Annotated in this window: 13 protein-coding genes; 4 read left to right on the top strand and 9 right to left on the bottom strand. The window is 63.1% G+C overall.

The features are described from left to right. Nucleotides 1-133: 133 nt before the first annotated feature. Nucleotides 134-2,095 carry a M23 family metallopeptidase gene (locus LHFGNBLO_RS12675; protein WP_258607730.1) on the top strand — a complete coding sequence of 654 codons (1,962 nt, stop codon included), beginning with the start codon at nt 134-136 and terminating at the stop codon, nt 2,093-2,095. Between the two features lie 46 nt (nt 2,096-2,141). On the opposite strand, the gene LHFGNBLO_RS12670 is transcribed toward LHFGNBLO_RS12675, so the two are convergent. After that, nucleotides 2,142-3,701 (bottom strand): MFS transporter, encoded by a 1,560-nt coding sequence (locus LHFGNBLO_RS12670; RefSeq protein WP_258607728.1) that lies wholly within the window; start codon nt 3,699-3,701, stop codon nt 2,142-2,144. A gap of 57 nt (nt 3,702-3,758) precedes the next feature. Here LHFGNBLO_RS12670 and LHFGNBLO_RS12665 point away from each other — a divergent pair, with 57 nt between their 5' ends. Then, nucleotides 3,759-3,950 (top strand): hypothetical protein, encoded by a 192-nt coding sequence (locus LHFGNBLO_RS12665; RefSeq protein WP_258607727.1) that lies wholly within the window; start codon nt 3,759-3,761, stop codon nt 3,948-3,950. On the opposite strand, the gene LHFGNBLO_RS12660 is transcribed toward LHFGNBLO_RS12665, so the two are convergent. The 8 genes from LHFGNBLO_RS12660 to LHFGNBLO_RS12625 all read right to left on the bottom strand — a co-directional run bounded on the left by LHFGNBLO_RS12660 (nt 3,936) and on the right by LHFGNBLO_RS12625 (nt 15,700). Then, nucleotides 3,936-5,414 carry a L,D-transpeptidase family protein gene (locus LHFGNBLO_RS12660; protein ID WP_258607725.1) on the bottom strand — a complete coding sequence of 493 codons (1,479 nt, stop codon included), beginning with the start codon at nt 5,412-5,414 and terminating at the stop codon, nt 3,936-3,938. The genes LHFGNBLO_RS12665 and LHFGNBLO_RS12660 overlap by 15 nt on opposite strands. A 200-nt stretch (nt 5,415-5,614) precedes the next feature. Further along, entirely contained in the window at nt 5,615-5,971 is a 357-nt protein-coding gene (locus tag LHFGNBLO_RS12655; protein ID WP_258607722.1) for an MmcQ/YjbR family DNA-binding protein, read from the bottom strand. 35 nt (nt 5,972-6,006) lie between these two features. Beyond that, nucleotides 6,007-8,613: an ATP-dependent chaperone ClpB gene (clpB, locus tag LHFGNBLO_RS12650; protein ID WP_258607720.1), complete on the bottom strand. Its 2,607-nt coding sequence runs from the start codon at nt 8,611-8,613 to the stop codon at nt 6,007-6,009. A 224-nt stretch (nt 8,614-8,837) separates the two neighbouring features. Then, nucleotides 8,838-9,806, bottom strand: a complete 969-nt coding sequence (locus tag LHFGNBLO_RS12645) for a DUF4167 domain-containing protein (RefSeq protein ID WP_413774680.1) — start codon at nt 9,804-9,806, stop codon at nt 8,838-8,840. A 340-nt stretch (nt 9,807-10,146) separates the two neighbouring features. Next, the gene (gene prmC / locus LHFGNBLO_RS12640; protein WP_258607716.1) at nt 10,147-11,013 is read right to left on the bottom strand and encodes a peptide chain release factor N(5)-glutamine methyltransferase; all 867 of its coding nucleotides are present in this window, start codon (nt 11,011-11,013) and stop codon (nt 10,147-10,149) included. Then, nucleotides 11,006-12,085 carry a peptide chain release factor 1 gene (gene prfA, locus LHFGNBLO_RS12635; RefSeq protein ID WP_258607714.1) on the bottom strand — a complete coding sequence of 360 codons (1,080 nt, stop codon included), beginning with the start codon at nt 12,083-12,085 and terminating at the stop codon, nt 11,006-11,008. Before prfA ends, prmC begins: the two co-directional genes overlap by 8 nt. Nucleotides 12,086-12,094: 9 nt before the next feature. Beyond that, on the bottom strand, nt 12,095-14,365 hold the full coding sequence (ptsP, locus tag LHFGNBLO_RS12630) for a phosphoenolpyruvate--protein phosphotransferase (RefSeq protein ID WP_258607712.1): 2,271 nt from the start codon (nt 14,363-14,365) through the stop codon (nt 12,095-12,097). Between the two features lie 81 nt (nt 14,366-14,446). Then, on the bottom strand, nt 14,447-15,700 hold the full coding sequence (locus tag LHFGNBLO_RS12625; protein WP_258607710.1) for an aspartate kinase: 1,254 nt from the start codon (nt 15,698-15,700) through the stop codon (nt 14,447-14,449). A gap of 363 nt (nt 15,701-16,063) precedes the next feature. Between LHFGNBLO_RS12625 and ubiG the strand changes: the two genes are divergently transcribed. Beyond that, nucleotides 16,064-16,813 (top strand): bifunctional 2-polyprenyl-6-hydroxyphenol methylase/3-demethylubiquinol 3-O-methyltransferase UbiG, encoded by a 750-nt coding sequence (gene ubiG / locus LHFGNBLO_RS12620; RefSeq protein WP_258607708.1) that lies wholly within the window; start codon nt 16,064-16,066, stop codon nt 16,811-16,813. Between the two features lie 26 nt (nt 16,814-16,839). Further along, nucleotides 16,840-17,181 carry an MmcQ/YjbR family DNA-binding protein gene (locus LHFGNBLO_RS12615; protein WP_258607700.1) on the top strand — a complete coding sequence of 114 codons (342 nt, stop codon included), beginning with the start codon at nt 16,840-16,842 and terminating at the stop codon, nt 17,179-17,181. The last annotated feature ends 12 nt before the right edge of the window (nt 17,182-17,193 follow it).

Below are 17,193 nucleotides of genomic sequence, written 5' to 3'. Positions count from 1 at the left end.
TGAAGAGACGCTTGATTGGGGGATTTCGGCCGGGGCTGGGCGCTTCGTTGACTTCACCCGCCGTGACAGGCAAATGTCATGGCCCAAACAAAGCGACAAGCCGTTCCGCCCGGGGAAGAAGCAGCCTTTCTGGATGCCAGACACGGAAGATGTCATAGCCGAACTCGGCAACGAGCCGCCGCTGATCGCGGATGGTCGCAGCGGCCCGCCCGACCGGCGTGAGGTTTCGGCGCGCTGGCTGTCGGGCACCTTCCTTACCGGCGTGACCTCGAGTGTGCTGATGGGCGTGGCGCTGTTCGCCGCCCTTGACGGTCGCCAGCAACTGGCGACGCCGCCCGAGATCGCCGAACTGATCAGCCTTGCCAGCAATGGCGATTCGGGTGAGGTCGCCAAGACGACCAGGCTGGTGGCGCCGCGCCAGATCGCCAAGGCCAAGGACCGCCGGCGCATGGAAGTGTCGATGGTGACCAAGGTCGGCGACCGCGACGTCATCCACACCATGCCCTTCGTGCAGATCAAGATGGCGCTGGCCGCGGGGCATACGACCAGTCGCTCCTATCCACCGTTCGACCCGATGCAGGTGTTTGGCGACGACGGCGATGACAATGCCGCCCAGCCGGCGACCGCCGCCGCCGGCCAGATCTATGGCGCCAAGGTCGAAAGCGAGATGAGCCTGAAGACGGTCGATTTCCCGATCGAGACGGCGGCCTTCGACGAAAAGAGCGACCTTTCCGCCGATGAAGTGGAAAAGGTGGTGCGCGAGGCCGGTACCGATCTGAGCGACGGCGCCGTACAGGTCGCCTCGCTGCACTATGTCGACCCGCAGCGATTCGGCGAGGCTTTTGCCGAAAGCATGGCCGGCTCCTACGACGTCAAGATCGTGCCGGAAAACGTCTCGGTGTCGCCACGCGCTGTTGCCGACGACCAGACGCCGGCTTTCGCCGAGGAAATCATTCCCTTTACCAAGGACCGCGACCTGACCGAGGCCTTCGCTGATTCGGGCTACACGGGCCAGGACGCCACCGGCATGGCCGAGGCGATCGCGAAATTGCTGAACGCACCGGCGCTCAAGGCCGGAACCGTGCTGCGCGTCGGTCTTGAGGTCCATGGCGACGCCGCCAAGGTCGTCCGCACCAGCGTCTATGACCGCACCCAGCATATCGTCACCATCGCGCTCGACGATCGCGGCCAATATGTGCCGGCGCAGGAGCCGGAGCCCAATCCCGAATTGCTGACGGCGTTCGATGATTCGCCGCCGGTGGTGGTGCGCGGCAATCTGCCGAACATCTATGACGGCATCTATCGCGCCGCCTATTCCTACGGCATGTCGAAGAAGATGACCCAGCAACTGGTCAAGCTCCTGGCATCCGATGTCGACTTCCAGTCGCGACTCAGCCCGTCGGACCGCATCGATGTGCTGTTCTCCCAGCCGGACGGCGACGACCAGGCATCCGACGAGTCCGAGCTGCTCTATGTCTCGTCGACCTTCGGCGGCACGACGCGCAACTTCTACCGATTCCAGATGCAGGACGGCAGCACCGACTATTTCGACGAGGACGGCTCGAGCGCCAAGCAGTTCCTGCTGCGCAATCCCCTGCCCGCGGGAAAATTTCGCTCCGGCTTCGGCGCCCGCAGACATCCGATCCTCGGCTATGTCCGCATGCACACCGGCGTCGACTGGGCCGCCCCCATTGGAACGCCGATCATTGCCGCCGGCAATGGCGTCATCGAGAAGGCCGGCTGGGCCGGCGGCTATGGCAAGCAGATCATCATCCGCCATGCCAATGGCTACGAGACGTCCTATAATCACCAGAGCGCCTTCGCCAAGGGCATGGAGCCGGGCGTTCATGTCCGCCAGGGGCAGACCATCGGCTTCCTTGGCCAGACAGGCCTCGCCACCGGTCCGCATCTCCACTACGAGCTGATCGTCAACGGCACCAAGGTCGACCCTATGCGTGTTCGCCTGCCGGTCGGCAAAGTGCTCAAGGGCGACGATCTCGTCGCCTTCAAGCGTGAGCGCGAGCGCATCGACGACTTGCTCAAGCAGGAAGACAACGATTCGCTCAAGGTCGCGAGCGCCAAGATCGAAGGTTAGCCTTCGCCCCGCCCCGAATCAGTCCGCCCGAATCAATTCCATCGAATCAGTTCTGCGGTTTCTCTGCGCGGGGCGACCATGGCATCCGCTCACCGGAAACGGTCGTCCAGGCAACAACCGCCGAAAGCAGGCACAGCAGCGCAGTGACCCACGCGACGGCCGAGAAGGCCGCATCGCTGGCGGCGAGCCGCGTCGCATCGAGTTCGGGCGGGATGCCGACCAATGCCGGTTCACCAAAACCTGGAATGCCAGGCCTGGCACCAATGTCCAGCATCGTCGAATAGACCCAGGCCGCGAGCGAGCCCATCGCCGCTACCGCGATCAGGCCGCCAATGCGCGAGACGGCATTGTTGATGCCCGAGGCGGCGCCGGTGTCCTTGTCTTCGACCGCCGTCATGATCGCTGTCGACAGCGGCGACACGACCAGCGCCATGCCAAGCCCCATCAGCGCCATCAGCGGAAAAATTCCGGTCCAGAAATTGTGGATGCCGGCATGGGTGAGCAAGGCAAGCCCGGCAAAGGCGAAAGCGACGACAAGGCTGCCGCTGGCGATCGGAAAGCGAGGTCCGATCCGGTCGGACCACTGACCGACGGGTCCAGACAAAAGCGCGATCGACGCCGACAACGGCAGGAAGATGAAGCCGACCTCCGCCGTGCTCAATCCCCATCCGGCAATCAGCAGCATCGGCAGATAGAACAGATTGGCCGACAGCGCGAAATAGAGGAAGAAGGTCGCCACATTGGCGCCGGCGAAGGCACCGATCCGAAACAGCGACAGGTCGATCATCGGCTCGCGCTGCCGCAGTTCGAAGACGATGAACACGACGAGCAGCACCGCACCTGCGGCGATGCTCGGCCCCGACATATGCCCCTCACCTTCGGCACTCATCGAGGTCAAGCCGTAGGCCAGCGCGCCGAACGCCAGCGTGGCCAGTGCAGCGCCACCAAGGTCGAGGCTTCGCTTTTCCGCTGGCGCATCGGCGGGAATCTTAGCCAGGAGAAGATAGATCGAGAACAGCCCCAGCGGCAGATTGATGGCGAAGATCGCCCGCCAGATGCCGTCGCCGAAGGCTGACAGGACGAAGCCACCCAGCACCGGGCCAAGTGCCGTCGTCAGCGCCGAGGCTGCCGCCCAGATGCCGATCGCCCTGCCGCGCTCCTTCTTCGGATAGGCTTTGGCGATGATGGCGAGGCTGCCCGGCACCATGATGGCGGCGCCGATGCCCTGGATGGCACGAAACGCAATGAGCATTGCCGGGGTCGGCGCCACCGCGCAGGCAAGCGAGGCGACAATGAACAGCGCGATGCCGGCCACGAAAGTGTGCCGCAGACCGAATCGGTCACCGGCGGCCCCACCAGCGAGGATGAGTGCCGAAAGCGTCAGCGCATAGGCATTGGAAATCCACTGCGCCTCGGCGAGGCTGGCGCCGAGATCGACGCGGATCGCCGGCATGGCGATGGCCAGGATCGAACCGTCGATGAAGCCGAGCGCTGAAGCCAGGATCGCCGCGATCAGCGCGAACTTGCGCTGCGTTTGCGGACAAAACGAATCGTTTGGAAGAGAACCGGTCAGGGGGATGGCGGCAGCTTCGCTTGGAGATTTCATGGAGCCCTGCTTAGACCTGCCCGGTGCCGACAACAACCAGCCAGCGGATTGCCGTCATTGAAACCAGATTCGGCGGTTGAGCCAGAAAATGAGGAAACGACGCGGACAGTCTATCTGCGCATCGTCAAGGCGCAGATCCTGTGGGCGGTCGGAGCAGCGCTCTGCTTCATCAGCCCCTTGCTCAGTGTCGGCTACATCCTGCTGCAGCTGATCTATGCTACCGCGTTGCGCGGCTCATTGCTGAGCTAGATCATCGGCTGAAGATCCGCCGACGAACTCGACCGTGACGCCCGGCGAGACGAGTTTGGCCAGTTCGCGCGCGTCCCAATTGGTCAGTCGCACGCAGCCATGGCTTTCGGTCTTGCCGATCTTGGAGGGATCGGGCGTGCCGTGGATGCCGTAGGTCGGCTTGTCCAGCGCGATCCAGACCGACCCGACCGGGCCGTTCGGCCCCGGCGGGATGGTCAGCACCTTGTCGTTTTCGCCCTGCTTGAAATTGATGCTCGGGTTGTAAGTGTAGTTCGGATCGAGCGCGACCCGCGACACTGTGTGGGTGCCGGTAGGCGATGGCGTGTCGGCCGAGCCGATGGTGGCGGGGTAGGCTGCGACCAGCTTGCCAGCCGCATCGTAAGCAAAAACCTGTTTCTTGCCCTTGTCGGCAATGATGCGGGCAACCGGCGTCGCCACCAGCCTGCCGAAATTGGCGACCTTGATGATCGTTCCGGGACGGTTGAAATTGGCCTCCGGATTGAGCGCCTTTAGATAGTTCTCGTCCATGTGGAAGCGTTCGGCGAGCGCTTCGGTGACGGACGTGTAGGCCATGCGATCGAGCTGGGCTTTCTGGCTGTAGTCTTCCGGTATCGACGCGACATAGGGACCGGCCGCGTCCTCCGATGTGATCGTGTAGGAGGCGAAGGCATCGCCGCCGGATTGCGCAAGTGCTGCCTGAATGCCGACCGAATCGGTCGACCGCAGATTGTTGCCGGTGATCTGATTGTAGGCAGCGAGCGCCTTGTCGACATTCGAGCCGAATCGCCCGTCGATGACGCCGGGCGAAGCGCCGGTACGGTCGAGCAGCACCTGCAGGCTCGCCACATCCTGGCGCGCGCCGAGTGAAAGCGACGGATCGACTGATGTCTTGCCACCGGCCTTTGGCGGCAGCGCGGCCTGTTCGGCCGGCTCCGCCGGCTCGGTAGGTTCTATCGAGGCCTCGTCGTTGAGAGGCTGACGCTTGACGGTGTTCGGCTCCGGATAGTTGTCATCCTGCGGCGCCGCCGGGAAGGCTTGCTCCGAATTGTCGCCATAGGGATCATATTCGTCGACCGGCGGCGCGATGACACGGCCCTCCTCGTCCAGCTGCTTGCGGCGGAAGCGGGCCATGTCCTCGGGATCGTCGAGATAGTAGCGGTCGTCGTCTTCGACGGGTGCGCGTCCGAGTTCCTGCGACCGCAGCTGACGGCGCAAGGCACGGCGGTCGAGCCGGGTCTGCGGCGGCTGGATGGCGATAACCTTGCCGGTCGCGGCATCGACGATGACGCGGTTGCCCCTGGCATCGTAGTAGACATCGAAATCGCCGTTCTGGGCAACAAGCACACCGCCGGAATCGGTTGTACGAACAGGTCGCGACGCGGTGTCTGTCGTCTGCGCCGCCATGGCGCTGGAGGTCAGCAGCCCGGCGGCCAGCGCCGAAAGGTAGAAGATCGTGCGGAACATGGTAGCCAAACTCTCCGGTCCGTATTTGCCGCCGCCCGGCATTGTTCCTGTAAGGCGAACCCCTTCGCCAACAAACCAGTTGCCCACCATAAGGTTCCAACATGAACCGGGCATGAAGATGGCGGATTTCCGGCGGTTAGTGCATGTCGCCCAAAAGTGGGCAGCGGTTTTGGGATACATCGACATGCACAAAAACAGCCTCAGAGCCCCAGGTCCTTGCGCGTCTGTTTCGTCAGCTTGAGGACGACAAGGCGATGGCTTTCGCGCAGATAGTCCTTGAGCGCGTCATCATCCATGCTCTGGCTTGTCTGACGCTGGATCCATTTCATGCCGCGCGAGGCAAGATAGGGTGCGGGCCGCAGACCCGGCTGTTCCCTGAGCACGTCATAGGCGATCTCGGAGCATTTGAAGGTGACGAAGGGCTCCTTGCCCTCATCCCAGCCGCCGATGGCGAACACCTTGGCTCCGACCTTCCAGACATGGGCGCCGCCCCACTGGACGACATGGGTCGTCGAACGCAGCGAGGCGCAGAAGCCGTTGTAGTCGTCCAGCGTCATCTGCGCCCCGCCATTTTGTGAAAGGCAGCCTGAACTCAGGCTGCCGCCTCGGTCGCCACAACCGTCGGCTTCGAGCGGAAGTTCAACCGGTCGGAACCGGCGGTGACCTTGACGGTCGAACCGTCGAGGATTTCGCCAAGCAGGATCTTTTCCGCCAGCGGATCCTGCAGTTCCTTCTGCATCACCCGCTTCAGCGGCCGCGCGCCATAGGCCGGGTCGTAGCCCTTGGCCGCCAGCCAGTCGATCGCTTCCTGGTCGAGCGACAGCGTGATCTTGCGGTCGACGAGCAGGCTTTCCAGCCGCTTGAGCTGGATCTCGACGATGCGGCCCATATCCTGCCGGCGCAGCCGATGGAACAGGATCACCTCGTCGACGCGGTTGAGGAACTCCGGCCGGAACGACGCCTTGACGACATTCATCACCTCGTCGCGCACGACATCGACATCCTCGCCTTCCCCGAGATTGACCAGATATTCGGCGCCGAGGTTCGACGTCATGATGATCAGCGTGTTGCGGAAGTCGACGGTGCGGCCCTGCCCGTCGGTCAGGCGGCCGTCGTCGAGCACCTGCAGCAGCACGTTGAACACGTCCGGATGCGCCTTCTCGATCTCGTCAAACAGCACGACCTGATAGGGCCGGCGCCGAACCGCTTCGGTCAGCGCGCCGCCTTCCTCATAGCCGACATAACCGGGAGGGGCGCCGATCAACCTGGAAACAGAATGCTTCTCCATGAACTCCGACATGTCGATGCGCACCATCGCGCTCTCGTCGTCGAACAGGAAGTTGGCCAGCGCCTTGGTCAGTTCGGTCTTGCCGACGCCGGTCGGCCCGAGGAACATGAACGAGCCGATCGGCCGGTTCGGATCCTGCAGACCCGCGCGGGCTCGGCGCACGGCCTTGGAGACGGCCTGCACCGCTTCGCCCTGGCCGACGACGCGCTTGCCGATCTCGTCTTCCATGCGCAACAGCTTGTCGCGCTCGCCCTGCAGCATCTTGTCGACCGGAATGCCGGTCCAGCGCGACACGATATGGGCGACGTGGTCGGGCGTGACCACCTCTTCGACCATGCCGACCTTGCCGTCCTGGGCCTCGGCTTCCTTCAGCTTCTTTTCCAGTTCCGGGATGCGGCCATAGGCAAGCTCTCCGGCGCGCTGAAATTCACCCTTGCGCTGGGCGATGGCAAGCTCGTTGCGCGCCTCGTCGAGCTGCTTTTTGAGATCGGCGGCAAGCCCGAGTTTCTGCTTCTCCGCCTGCCATTTCGTGGTGATCTCCGTCGATTCCTCCTCGAGGCCGGAGAGTTCCTTTTCGAGGCGGGCGAGCCGGTCCTTCGACGCGTCGTCCTTTTCGACCTTCAGCGCCTCGCGCTCGATCTTGAGCTGCATGATACGACGGTCGATCTCGTCCAGCGCCTCGGGCTTCGAATCGACCTGCATCCTCAGCCGCGACGCGGCCTCGTCGACCAGGTCGATCGCCTTGTCCGGCAGGAAGCGGTCGGCGATGTAGCGGTTGGACAGGGTGGCAGCCGCAACCAGAGCCGAATCCGAGATGCGAACCTTGTGGTGCTGCTCGTACTTTTCCTTCAGGCCGCGCAGGATCGAGACCGTGTCTTCCACCGTCGGTTCGTCGACGAAAACCGGCTGGAAGCGGCGGGCGAGCGCCGCGTCCTTCTCGACATGCTTTCTGTACTCATCGAGCGTGGTTGCGCCGACGCAGTGCAATTCGCCGCGCGCCAGTGCCGGCTTCAACAGGTTCGACGCATCCATGGCGCCATCCGCCTTGCCGGCGCCGACCAGCGTGTGCATCTCGTCGATGAACAGGATGATGTTACCGTTGGCGGAGGTGACTTCGGACAGCACCGCCTTCAGCCGCTCCTCGAACTCGCCGCGATATTTGGCGCCGGCGATCAGTGAGCCGAGGTCGAGCGCCATCAACTGCTTGTCCTTCAGCGATTCCGGCACGTCGCCATTGACGATGCGCAACGCCAGCCCTTCGGCAATCGCCGTCTTACCGACGCCGGGTTCGCCGATCAGCACCGGATTGTTCTTGGTACGGCGCGACAGCACCTGGATGGTGCGGCGGATCTCGTCGTCTCGGCCGATGACCGGGTCGAGTTTGCCGGCGCGGGCATCCGCAGTGAGGTCTCGCGCGTATTTCTTCAGCGCGTCATAGCCCTGCTCGGCGCTCGCCGAATCGGCGGTGCGGCCCTTGCGGACATCGTTGATCACCTGATTCAGCGTCTGGGCGGTGACGCCGGCTTTGGCCAGGATGTCGGCAGTCTTGGCCGACTTCTCCATGGCAAGCGCCTGCAGAAGACGTTCGACGGTGACAAAGCTGTCACCCGCCTTTTTTGCCAGTTCCTCGGCGGTCGAGAACACTTTTGCCAGGGGCTGCGCCAGATAGAGCTGGCCGTTGCCGCCTTCCACCTTGGGCATCGCCTCGAGTGCCGTTTCGACGCCGAGCTTGACGTCACGGACACTGCCGCCGGCGCGCTCGATCAGCGAGGCGGCCAGCCCCTCATCGTCGTCGACGAGGACTTTGAGCATATGTTCGGGGGTGAACTGCTGGTGATTGCGCGAGAGCGCCATGGTCTGCGCGGACTGGATAAAACCGCGCACGCGTTCGGAGTATTTCTCAAGGTTCATATCTGTCTCCTTCCATCACCGGCCCGCTTTGCGGCACCGGATCAGATTGCGGTGACGGACCCGCCCATTCGAGCCTGATCCTGTTCAAGCGAGATATGGTGCATAGGCCACAGGCTCTCAAGACGCGTTGACATCGGTCAATGCATAATATTCCAGGCACGCCCAAACAAAAACGGCGGAGATTTATCTCCGCCGTCCAAGTGCCCGTGAAAGGCTTGATCTGATCAGTTGTCGATGACGACATCGGCCGGTTCGCCGCCATTGTCTTCAGCCGGCGCAGCATCCACGTCTCCGGTAGCAGCGTCGCTACCGCCATCCGCCTGGTCGGCGTTCAGCCGCGGACGGCGCGGACGCCTGGGGCGGCGTGCAGCGCCGTTCTCGGCGGCTGCTTCGTTCAACTCGGCCCGAGCGGCAAGACCCGCTGGCGACAGGTCCTCGAACAGCGGCGCAGACTCGGTCACGAAAACCGGTTCAGCCACAGAAACAGCTTCAGCCCGGGGCACGAAATCAGGTTCGGCCTGGGGCACGAAACCAGTTTCGGCCTGGGAAACAGCTTCCGCCTGTACCGGCGTCTCGTTGCGACGATTCTGATCGCCGCGGTTTCCACCTTGCTCGCCGCGCGAACCGTATTCGCCACGCTGGCCGTTCTGGCCGTAGTTGTTGTTGGGGCGACGGTCGCGATGGCGGCCATTGTTGTCACGGCCATTGTTATCGCGCCCACTACTATCGCGATTCTCGCGGCCGTTTTCCTGGTTCAACGCCAGCTCGGCCGGCGTGCCTTCGATAACCGGCTGTGGACCGGCACCGTGATTGACCGCTTGAGCGGGTGCGTCGTTGCCGTTGTTGTTGCCGGAATTGTCGAAATCGTCGCGATCTTCATCGCCATCATCGTCGAAATCGTCGCGGTTCTGCTGGGCGTTCTGGATCGGCAGCTGCGCCTGGGCGGCAGCGATAATGCGATTGTAGTGCTCGGCATGCTGGAGGTAGTTTTCCGCCATAACCCGGTCGCCGGAGCTTTGCGCATCACGGGCAAGGGTGGCATATTTTTCGGCGATCTGCTGAGCCGATCCGCGGATCTTCACGTCCGGGCCGTTGCTCTCGTAGTTGCGCGTCAGGGGATTTGGGCCCTTGCGGTTGTTATTGTTGTTATTGTTGTTGCCACCGCCGCCGCCATTATTGTTGCGACCGCGCATGCGCCTGTTCTGCTGTTGTGGCCTCATTAGACTCTCTTCATTTTGAAATTTTCGAAAAACTCTTCACGAACGGAGGCGCTCATGCAGCCAGCCGTTTCGTTTCTTCACCGGCGTTCGCCCGCATCAATTGCGTTGGCGCCACGTGCCATCCTGTTCCGGTTACATCACTTGCCGGACGATTCCCGCACGAAGCTTGGGCGTCGTTTGCGCAAGAAGGCAGCTATTTCCAAGGAAAACCGAATCGCTAAGAGCACTGCCTGCTTCGTCTCATCCGGTTAACGCGACCCTAGCCGCATTCCCCGGCATTGCCAAGCGCTTTTTTCGCACTGCATCAAGGCATTCACAGTTCAAAGATCAGAACCCTGTCGTTTCCGCCAAGATCGCGAAACACCCCGGCCAACATATAGCCGGCTGATGCGAATATATCCCTGACCTCTTGGCGCTGCGTATGTCCGATCTCGACCGCAATCCTGCCTTCAGCTTCCAGAAACCTTGCCGCCTCGGCGGCGATGATCCTGTAGGGGCCAAGACCGTCCGCACCGCCGTCAAGGGCCCGATGCGGATCGAAATCGCGGACTTCGTCCTGCAAATTTCCAATGTCTTGAGTCGGTATGTAGGGAGGGTTTGCGGCAATTACATGGTAGGGGCCCGAAACTTTTGCGAACCAGTCGGACCTGAGCGCCTCGAACCGGCCGGCAAGACCAAGTTCTTCCGCATTGCGCATGGCGGTTGCCAGCGCTCCTTCGGAAATATCGACACCCGTGGCGACTGCGGCCGGAACGGCGCTGAGCAGCGCCAGCGCGATGGCGCCGGTGCCGGTTCCCAGATCGAGGATGCGGCATTCGCCATGGCTAGCCGCAGTAGCCTTCACGAAGGGTAGAATCGCTTCGACCAGCGTTTCGGTGTCTGGCCGCGGCTCCAGCGTTTCCGGCGAAAGCGCCAGGCGCAGGCCGTAGAATTCGCGAAAGCCGAGGATGCGATGCACTGGCTCGCCTAAGATGCGCCGCTTCAAGGCCGCATCGATTGCGGCAATCGCGCCGGTATCGACCGATTGCTCTGGGTCGGCGATGACCTGTGTGCGGGTCGTGCCGGAAAAATGTTCGACGATCAGCCTGGCATCCAGCATCGGATCGGCGACACCGGCCGCGGCGAGGCATTCTCGCGCCGCGCGAAGCAACGGCCCGAGCGTGCCAGGCATGTCAGCCATCGATGCCGATATCGGCGAGCAGCTTCGACTGGTGATCGGCGATCAGCGCGTCGATAATCTCGTCGAGTTCGCCCATCATCACCCGCTCAAGCTTGTAGAGTGTCAGATTGATGCGATGGTCAGTGACGCGGCCCTGCGGAAAATTATAGGTGCGGATGCGCTCCGAACGGTCGCCCGAACCGACTTGCGACTTGCGTGATTCGGAACGTTCCTCGTCCGCCTTGCCGCGCTCGAGGTCGTAAAGCCGCGCCCTCAGGATCTGCATGGCTTTCGCCCGATTCTGGTGCTGCGACTTTTCTGCTTGCACCACCATGATACCGGTCGGCAGATGGGTGATGCGCACCGCCGAATCGGTGGTGTTGACGTGCTGGCCGCCGGACCCCGAGGCGCGCATCGTGTCGATGCGAATGTCTTCCGCCCGAATGTCGATATCGACTTCTTCCGCTTCCGGCAGCACCGCAACCGTCGCCGCCGAGGTGTGGATGCGCCCACCGGCCTCGGTCGCGGGCACGCGCTGCACGCGGTGAACGCCGGACTCGAATTTCAGATGGGCAAAGACGCCCTTGCCCGAGACGGTGGCGATGATTTCCTTGTAGCCGCCGACCTCGCCCTCGCTGGCCGAAGCAGCCTCGAAACGCCAGCCGCGCGCCGCGGCGTAGCGTTCGTACATGCGAAACAGGTCGCCGGCGAACAGGGCAGCCTCGTCGCCGCCGGTGCCGGCGCGGATTTCGAGGATGGCATTCTTGTCGTCGGCGGCGTCCTTGGGCAGCAGCAGGATCTGGATGTCCTTTTGCAACGCTTCGATCCGCTCCTCGACCTCCGGCAGATCGGCCTCGGCCAGTGCCCGCATCTCGGCGTCGGTACCCTTGTCGGCGAGCATCGCCTCCAAATCGACCTGTTCGCGCTCGGCGGCACGCAGCGCCCTGATCTTCGTCACCATTTCCTGGATGTCGGCATATTCCGACGCCATCCTGACATAGGCGTCCGCCGCCGGCCCGGCCGACATTTGCGCTTCGAGCATGTCGAAACGCTTGACGACTTGATCCATACGGTCGCGGGGCAGGTTGATCATTGTGGGCTACTACAACGGAATCGAACGGTCGTCGGCAAAGGCTTGCAGCAGCGCCCGCATCGGCAGCCCGTGGGCCGGTGCCATGAGGTTGTCGTCGAAGAAGGCTTGCAACTCATCCAGCGGCAGTTCCGTCAGCATCGCCTTGACCGGACCGATCGAGGCCGGCGACATCGAGATCGACCGGTAGCCGAGGCCGATCAGCGCCATGGCCGAGATCGGCTTGCCGGCGAGCTCGCCGCACAGGGTCACCGGCGTATGGTTGCGAACCCCGGCGTCGGCAATCTGCTTCAAAACCCGCAGGAACGGCGCCGACAGCGTATCGAAGCGGTCGGACAATTGCGTGTTGCCGCGATCGACCGCCATGACGAACTGGAACAAATCGTTGGAGCCGACCGAGACGAAGTCGACAGCCTTCATCAGATCGTCGAGCTGGAACAGCAGCGACGGCACTTCCAGCATCGCCCCCAGCTTGAGGCTGGTCGGCAGATGATGGGCAAAACGTGACAGGTGCCGCACCTCGCGGTCGATGATCTCGCGCGCCTGCGCGATCTCGCCGAGTTCCGTCACCATCGGCAGCATCAGCTTCAATTCGCGCCCGCCACACGCCTTCAGCAAGGCGCGGATCTGGGTGCGCAACAGGCCCGGCCGGTCGAGAGTGAGGCGGATCGCCCGCCAGCCGAGCGCCGGATTCTCTTCCTGAATCGCGCCCTTGAAGTAAGGCAGCACCTTGTCGCCACCGATATCGATGGTGCGGAAGGTGACCGGTTTGCCGCGCGCGGCTTCGAGCACGTCTCGGTAAAGCCGTTCCTGGGCTTCCGCGCGGGGAAAGGTCGAGGCGACCATGAATTGCAGCTCGGTGCGAAACAGTCCGATGCCGGCAGCACCTGCCTCGGCAAGTTGCGGCAGGTCGACAGCCAGGCCGGCATTCATCAAAAGGTCGACCTGAACGCCGTCCTTGGTCATCGACGGCTTCTTGCGCAGTTCGCGATAGACTTCCTGCCGCCGCGCCCGGAAGCGGACCTTTTCGGCATAGGCGGCTTCGAGATCGGGCTGCGGGCGCAGATGGATCGTGCCTTCTTCGCCGTCGACGATGATGGCGTCGCCATTTTCCGCCATGGAAACGGCGCCCTTCATCTGGCCGGCGACCGGGATGCCCATCGCCCGCGCCACGATGACGACGTGGCTGGTCGCAGCACCATCCTCCAGCACCACGCCGCGCAGCTTGTCTCTGGGATAGTCGAGCAGTTCGGCAGCGCCCATCGAGCGGGCGACGATGATGGCGTCCTTGGGCAGCGAAGCGGCGACGTCGTCTGGCCCGCGGCCCATCAGCTGACGCAGCAGCCGGTTGGCGAGATCGTCGAAATCGCTCATCCGCTCGCGCAGATACGGATCGGTCATGTGCAGCATGCGCGCGCGCATGTCGCTCTGCACCTTTTCGACCGCCGCTTCCGCCGTCAGGCCGTTGCGGATTGCCTCTTCCAGCCGGCGCACCCAGCCACGGTCGTTGGCAAACATGCGGTAGGCTTCGAGCACCTCACGATGCTCGCCCTCGAAGGCGACGTCGCGGCGCTCCAGCATGTCATCGATTGAGAGCCTGAGCGAACCAAGCGAGGTTTCAAGCCGGCGAACTTCTTCCTCGCTGTCCTCGTTGAACAGATTGGTGACGACGATGCGCGGCTCGTGCAGCACGACATGGCCAAGCCCGACGCCCTCGTTGAACGACAGGCCGGTAAAACTCACGGGGCGGCGCAGGTCGAGTTCGAGCCCCGGCCGGGTGAGCCTGGCGAGGTCGCCAGTGGCGATCATCTCGGCGATCACCATCGCCGTCGTTTCCAGCGCCTCGACCTCGTCGTCGCGGTAGTGGCGCATGGTCTTGTTCTGCACCACCAGAACGCCGAGCGTGCGCCCTGCCCGCAGCACCGGCACGCCAAGGAAGGAATTGTAGATCTCTTCCCCGGTCTCGGGCAGGTAGGCGAAGGCCGGATGTTCCTGGGCGTTGGAGAGGTTGAGCGGCCGCGCGCTGGCCGCGATGGTGCCGACCAGGCCTTGCCCGAGCCTCAGTTGCGCCAAATGGACGGCGTTCGGGTTCAAACCTTCGGTGGCGTAGAGTTCGAGCACCGAATCGGAGCGCAGAACGTAGAGCGAGCACACTTCGGCGACCATGTTGGAGGCGATGTCGCGCACAATCCGGTCAAGCCGCTCCTGCGGCTCCAGCGGCTCCTGCATGAGCTCGCGGAGCCGTTTCAGCAAAACGCGCGGGCCACTGGCCGTATCACGCATCGCGGCTTCTTCTCCAATGGCATTTCAGCCGACGCAGTGTCCCCTGCGGCCGGCGCTCACGCAACAACTGACTCTGTCTTGCTACTGCTTATCCAGACCGTAGACGGAATGCAAAGTGCGAACCGCAAGTTCGGTATAGGGACCGTCAATCAGGATCGAAATCTTGATCTCGGAGGTGGTGATGGCACGGATGTTGATCGACTTGTCGGCCAGCGCCTTGAAGGCGGTGGCGGCAACGCCGGCATGGCTGCGCATGCCGATGCCGATGACCGAGACCTTGGACATGCCGGCTTCCGACTGCACCACGTCATAACCGATCGAAGCCTTCAGGCGTTCGAGCACGGCAAGTGCCTTGTCGACGTCGCCGGATGGCACGGTGAAGGTCATGTCGGTGAACTTGCCGTCCTCGGAGATGTTCTGGACGATCATGTCGACATTGATGTTGGCTTCGGCCAGCGGTCCGAAAATGCCGGCGGCAACGCCCGGGCGGTCGCCGACACGGCGAAGCGAAATCTGCGCCTCGTCCTTGGCATAGGCAATTCCGGTGACGACCTGCTGTTCCACGATCTCTTCCTCGTCGCAAATGAGCGTTCCGGGCGGATTGAGCAAATCCCCCATTCCGGGCGCATCGGGATCGTCGAAGGACGACCGCACGAAAGTACGCACCCTGTGCACCATGGCAAGCTCGACCGAGCGGACCTGCAGCACCTTGGCGCCGAGCGAGGCCATTTCGAGCATTTCTTCGAACGAAATCTTGGCCAGCCGCCGCGCCTTCGGCTCGATGCGCGGATCGGTCGTATAGACCCCGTCGACATCGGTGTAGATGTCACAGCGGTCGGCCTTGACCGCCGCCGCGATGGCAACCGCGCTGGTGTCGGAACCGCCACGGCCGAGCGTGGCGATGCGGTTATCCGGCCCGATGCCCTGGAAACCGGCGACCACCGCCACCTGGCCCTCGCCGAAACGCTTGATCAAAAACGCGCCGTCGATGTCGAGGATACGCGCGGCGCCATGCGCGTTGTCGGTCTTGATCGGGATCTGCCAGCCCTGCCAGGAACGGGCGTGAACGCCCATGTTCTGCAAGGTGATCGCCAGCAGGCCGGCAGTCACCTGTTCACCGGAAGCCACCACGGCATCATATTCACGTGCGTCGTGCATCGGCGAGGCCTCGCGTGTCCAGCCCACCAATTCGTTGGTCTTGCCGGCCATCGCCGAGACCACCACCGCGACCTCATGGCCCGCATCGACCTCGCGTTTGACATGGCGCGCCACATTGCGGATGCGGGCGATGTCGGCGACGGAGGTTCCGCCGAATTTCATCACGATACGCGCCATGGAAGCGAAATGCCTTTGACTGGATGCCGGACCGAAGGCCGAAAAGCGGAAAGATTGCGTCCGGCCAAGCCGAGCCGCTGAATGCGCGGCCTCCTTAGCCAAAACACGGACCATCCGCAAGGACCGTAGGCAAGCGCGGGAAATCGCCCGTCCCGGAAGATCGGTTCACCCGCTTGGCAATCTGCCGTGATAACGGCATTTTGATCCCAGGCGGCAGTGGCATCTTTCGTCAGCAGTGGCTGGCAGTCGAAATTTGTTGCCTTGACTTTCCCTCCCCCACGCCCGACTTCCTAGCGCAACAGAGCGCGATCCGTTTTGCGTCCGATCGCGCTCTGATTTTGTGAGTCTGCGGGAGACCAAGCCATGCCAGAGCCTCGACGGTCGACGATCGATGCCGGAGAAGTGGAGCGTTTCTCCGCCCTTGCCGCCGAATGGTGGAACCCCAACGGCAAGTTCCGCCCGTTGCACAAGTTCAATCCAATCCGGCTGGCCTATATCCGCGACCAGGTGGCGGCACGCTTCGGCCGCGACCCGCGCGCAGCAAGGCCGTTCGAAGGCCTGCGCTTCCTCGACATCGGCTGCGGCGGCGGGCTTTTGTGCGAGCCGATGGCGCGGCTTGGCGCCGAAGTGGTCGGCGCCGACGCATCAGCCACCAACATAGAAGTGGCCAAGCTGCATGCGGCGGAAGGCGGCGTGACGGTGGACTATCGCGCCACGACGGCCGAGGATCTGGCCGACGCGGGAGAAAAATTCGACGTCATCCTCAACATGGAAGTGGTCGAGCATGTCGCCGACATCGACCTGTTCGTCGGCAAATGCGGCGAGATGGTCAAGCCCGGCGGCATCATGTTCGTGGCCACCATCAACCGCACGCTGAAGGCACTGGGCCTGGCCATCATCGGCGCCGAATATGTGCTTCGCTGGCTGCCGCGTGGCACCCACCAGTTCGGCAAGCTGGTGCGGCCGGAAGAGCTCGAAAAGGCGCTCGGCAGCGCTGGCCTGACCATCATCGACCGCACCGGCGTCGTTTACCATCCGCTCGCCGACCGTTGGCAGCGCTCGAAGGACATGGACGTCAACTACATGGTGCTGGCGGAGAAGGGCTCCGTCTGAGAGCCGATCCGGAGGCTTGTTGGACCGTGAACACTGGCAGAGCCCGAGAGCTGGCGCTTGATCTTCCCGAAGCGGCCGAGAAGTCGCATTTCGGCAAGGCCGACTTCCGGGTACGCAATCGCATCTTCATGTCGCTGCCTGAAGACGCTCGCGCCGTGGTCAAGTTCGACCGCGACCAGCAAGAGATCATGACTGCCGCCGAACCTTTGGTTTTCAAGCCTGTGCCCGGCGGTTGGGGACGACAAGGCTGGACCTCGATCATGCTCGATGCCTGCGACGAGCAGACTTTCCGCAGCGCAATCCGCACGGCCTGGCGGAATGTTGCCCCGCCGGCCCTCAGGAAAGTCTTCGACGCGAGCCAACTTTGACAGCGGTCCGGA

It is taken from the genome of Mesorhizobium sp. AR10 (genome assembly GCF_024746795.1).
Lineage (GTDB): Bacteria > Pseudomonadota > Alphaproteobacteria > Rhizobiales > Rhizobiaceae > Mesorhizobium.
The sequence above is the reverse complement of the archived record's forward strand: the minus strand, read 5'-3'. Positions and strand labels throughout refer to the sequence as shown.

What these genes read in the sequence shown, in the direction of transcription:
- LHFGNBLO_RS12655 (WP_258607722.1), bottom strand. Translation starts at nt 5,971, where the DNA reads ATGACGCTGGACGACTACAACGGCTTCTGCGCCTCGCTGCGTTCGACG.
- LHFGNBLO_RS12645 (WP_413774680.1), bottom strand. Translation starts at nt 9,806, where the DNA reads ATGCGCGGTCGCAACAATAATGGCGGCGGCGGTGGCAACAACAATAAC.
- LHFGNBLO_RS12670 (WP_258607728.1), bottom strand. Translation starts at nt 3,701, where the DNA reads ATGAAATCTCCAAGCGAAGCTGCCGCCATCCCCCTGACCGGTTCTCTT.
- LHFGNBLO_RS12675 (WP_258607730.1), top strand. Translation starts at nt 134, where the DNA reads ATGCCAGACACGGAAGATGTCATAGCCGAACTCGGCAACGAGCCGCCG.
- LHFGNBLO_RS12625 (WP_258607710.1), bottom strand. Translation starts at nt 15,700, where the DNA reads ATGGCGCGTATCGTGATGAAATTCGGCGGAACCTCCGTCGCCGACATC.
- ptsP (WP_258607712.1), bottom strand. Translation starts at nt 14,365, where the DNA reads ATGCGTGATACGGCCAGTGGCCCGCGCGTTTTGCTGAAACGGCTCCGC.
- prmC (WP_258607716.1), bottom strand. Translation starts at nt 11,013, where the DNA reads ATGGCTGACATGCCTGGCACGCTCGGGCCGTTGCTTCGCGCGGCGCGA.
- clpB (WP_258607720.1), bottom strand. Translation starts at nt 8,613, where the DNA reads ATGAACCTTGAGAAATACTCCGAACGCGTGCGCGGTTTTATCCAGTCC.
- prfA (WP_258607714.1), bottom strand. Translation starts at nt 12,085, where the DNA reads ATGATCAACCTGCCCCGCGACCGTATGGATCAAGTCGTCAAGCGTTTC.
- ubiG (WP_258607708.1), top strand. Translation starts at nt 16,064, where the DNA reads ATGCCAGAGCCTCGACGGTCGACGATCGATGCCGGAGAAGTGGAGCGT.
- LHFGNBLO_RS12660 (WP_258607725.1), bottom strand. Translation starts at nt 5,414, where the DNA reads ATGTTCCGCACGATCTTCTACCTTTCGGCGCTGGCCGCCGGGCTGCTG.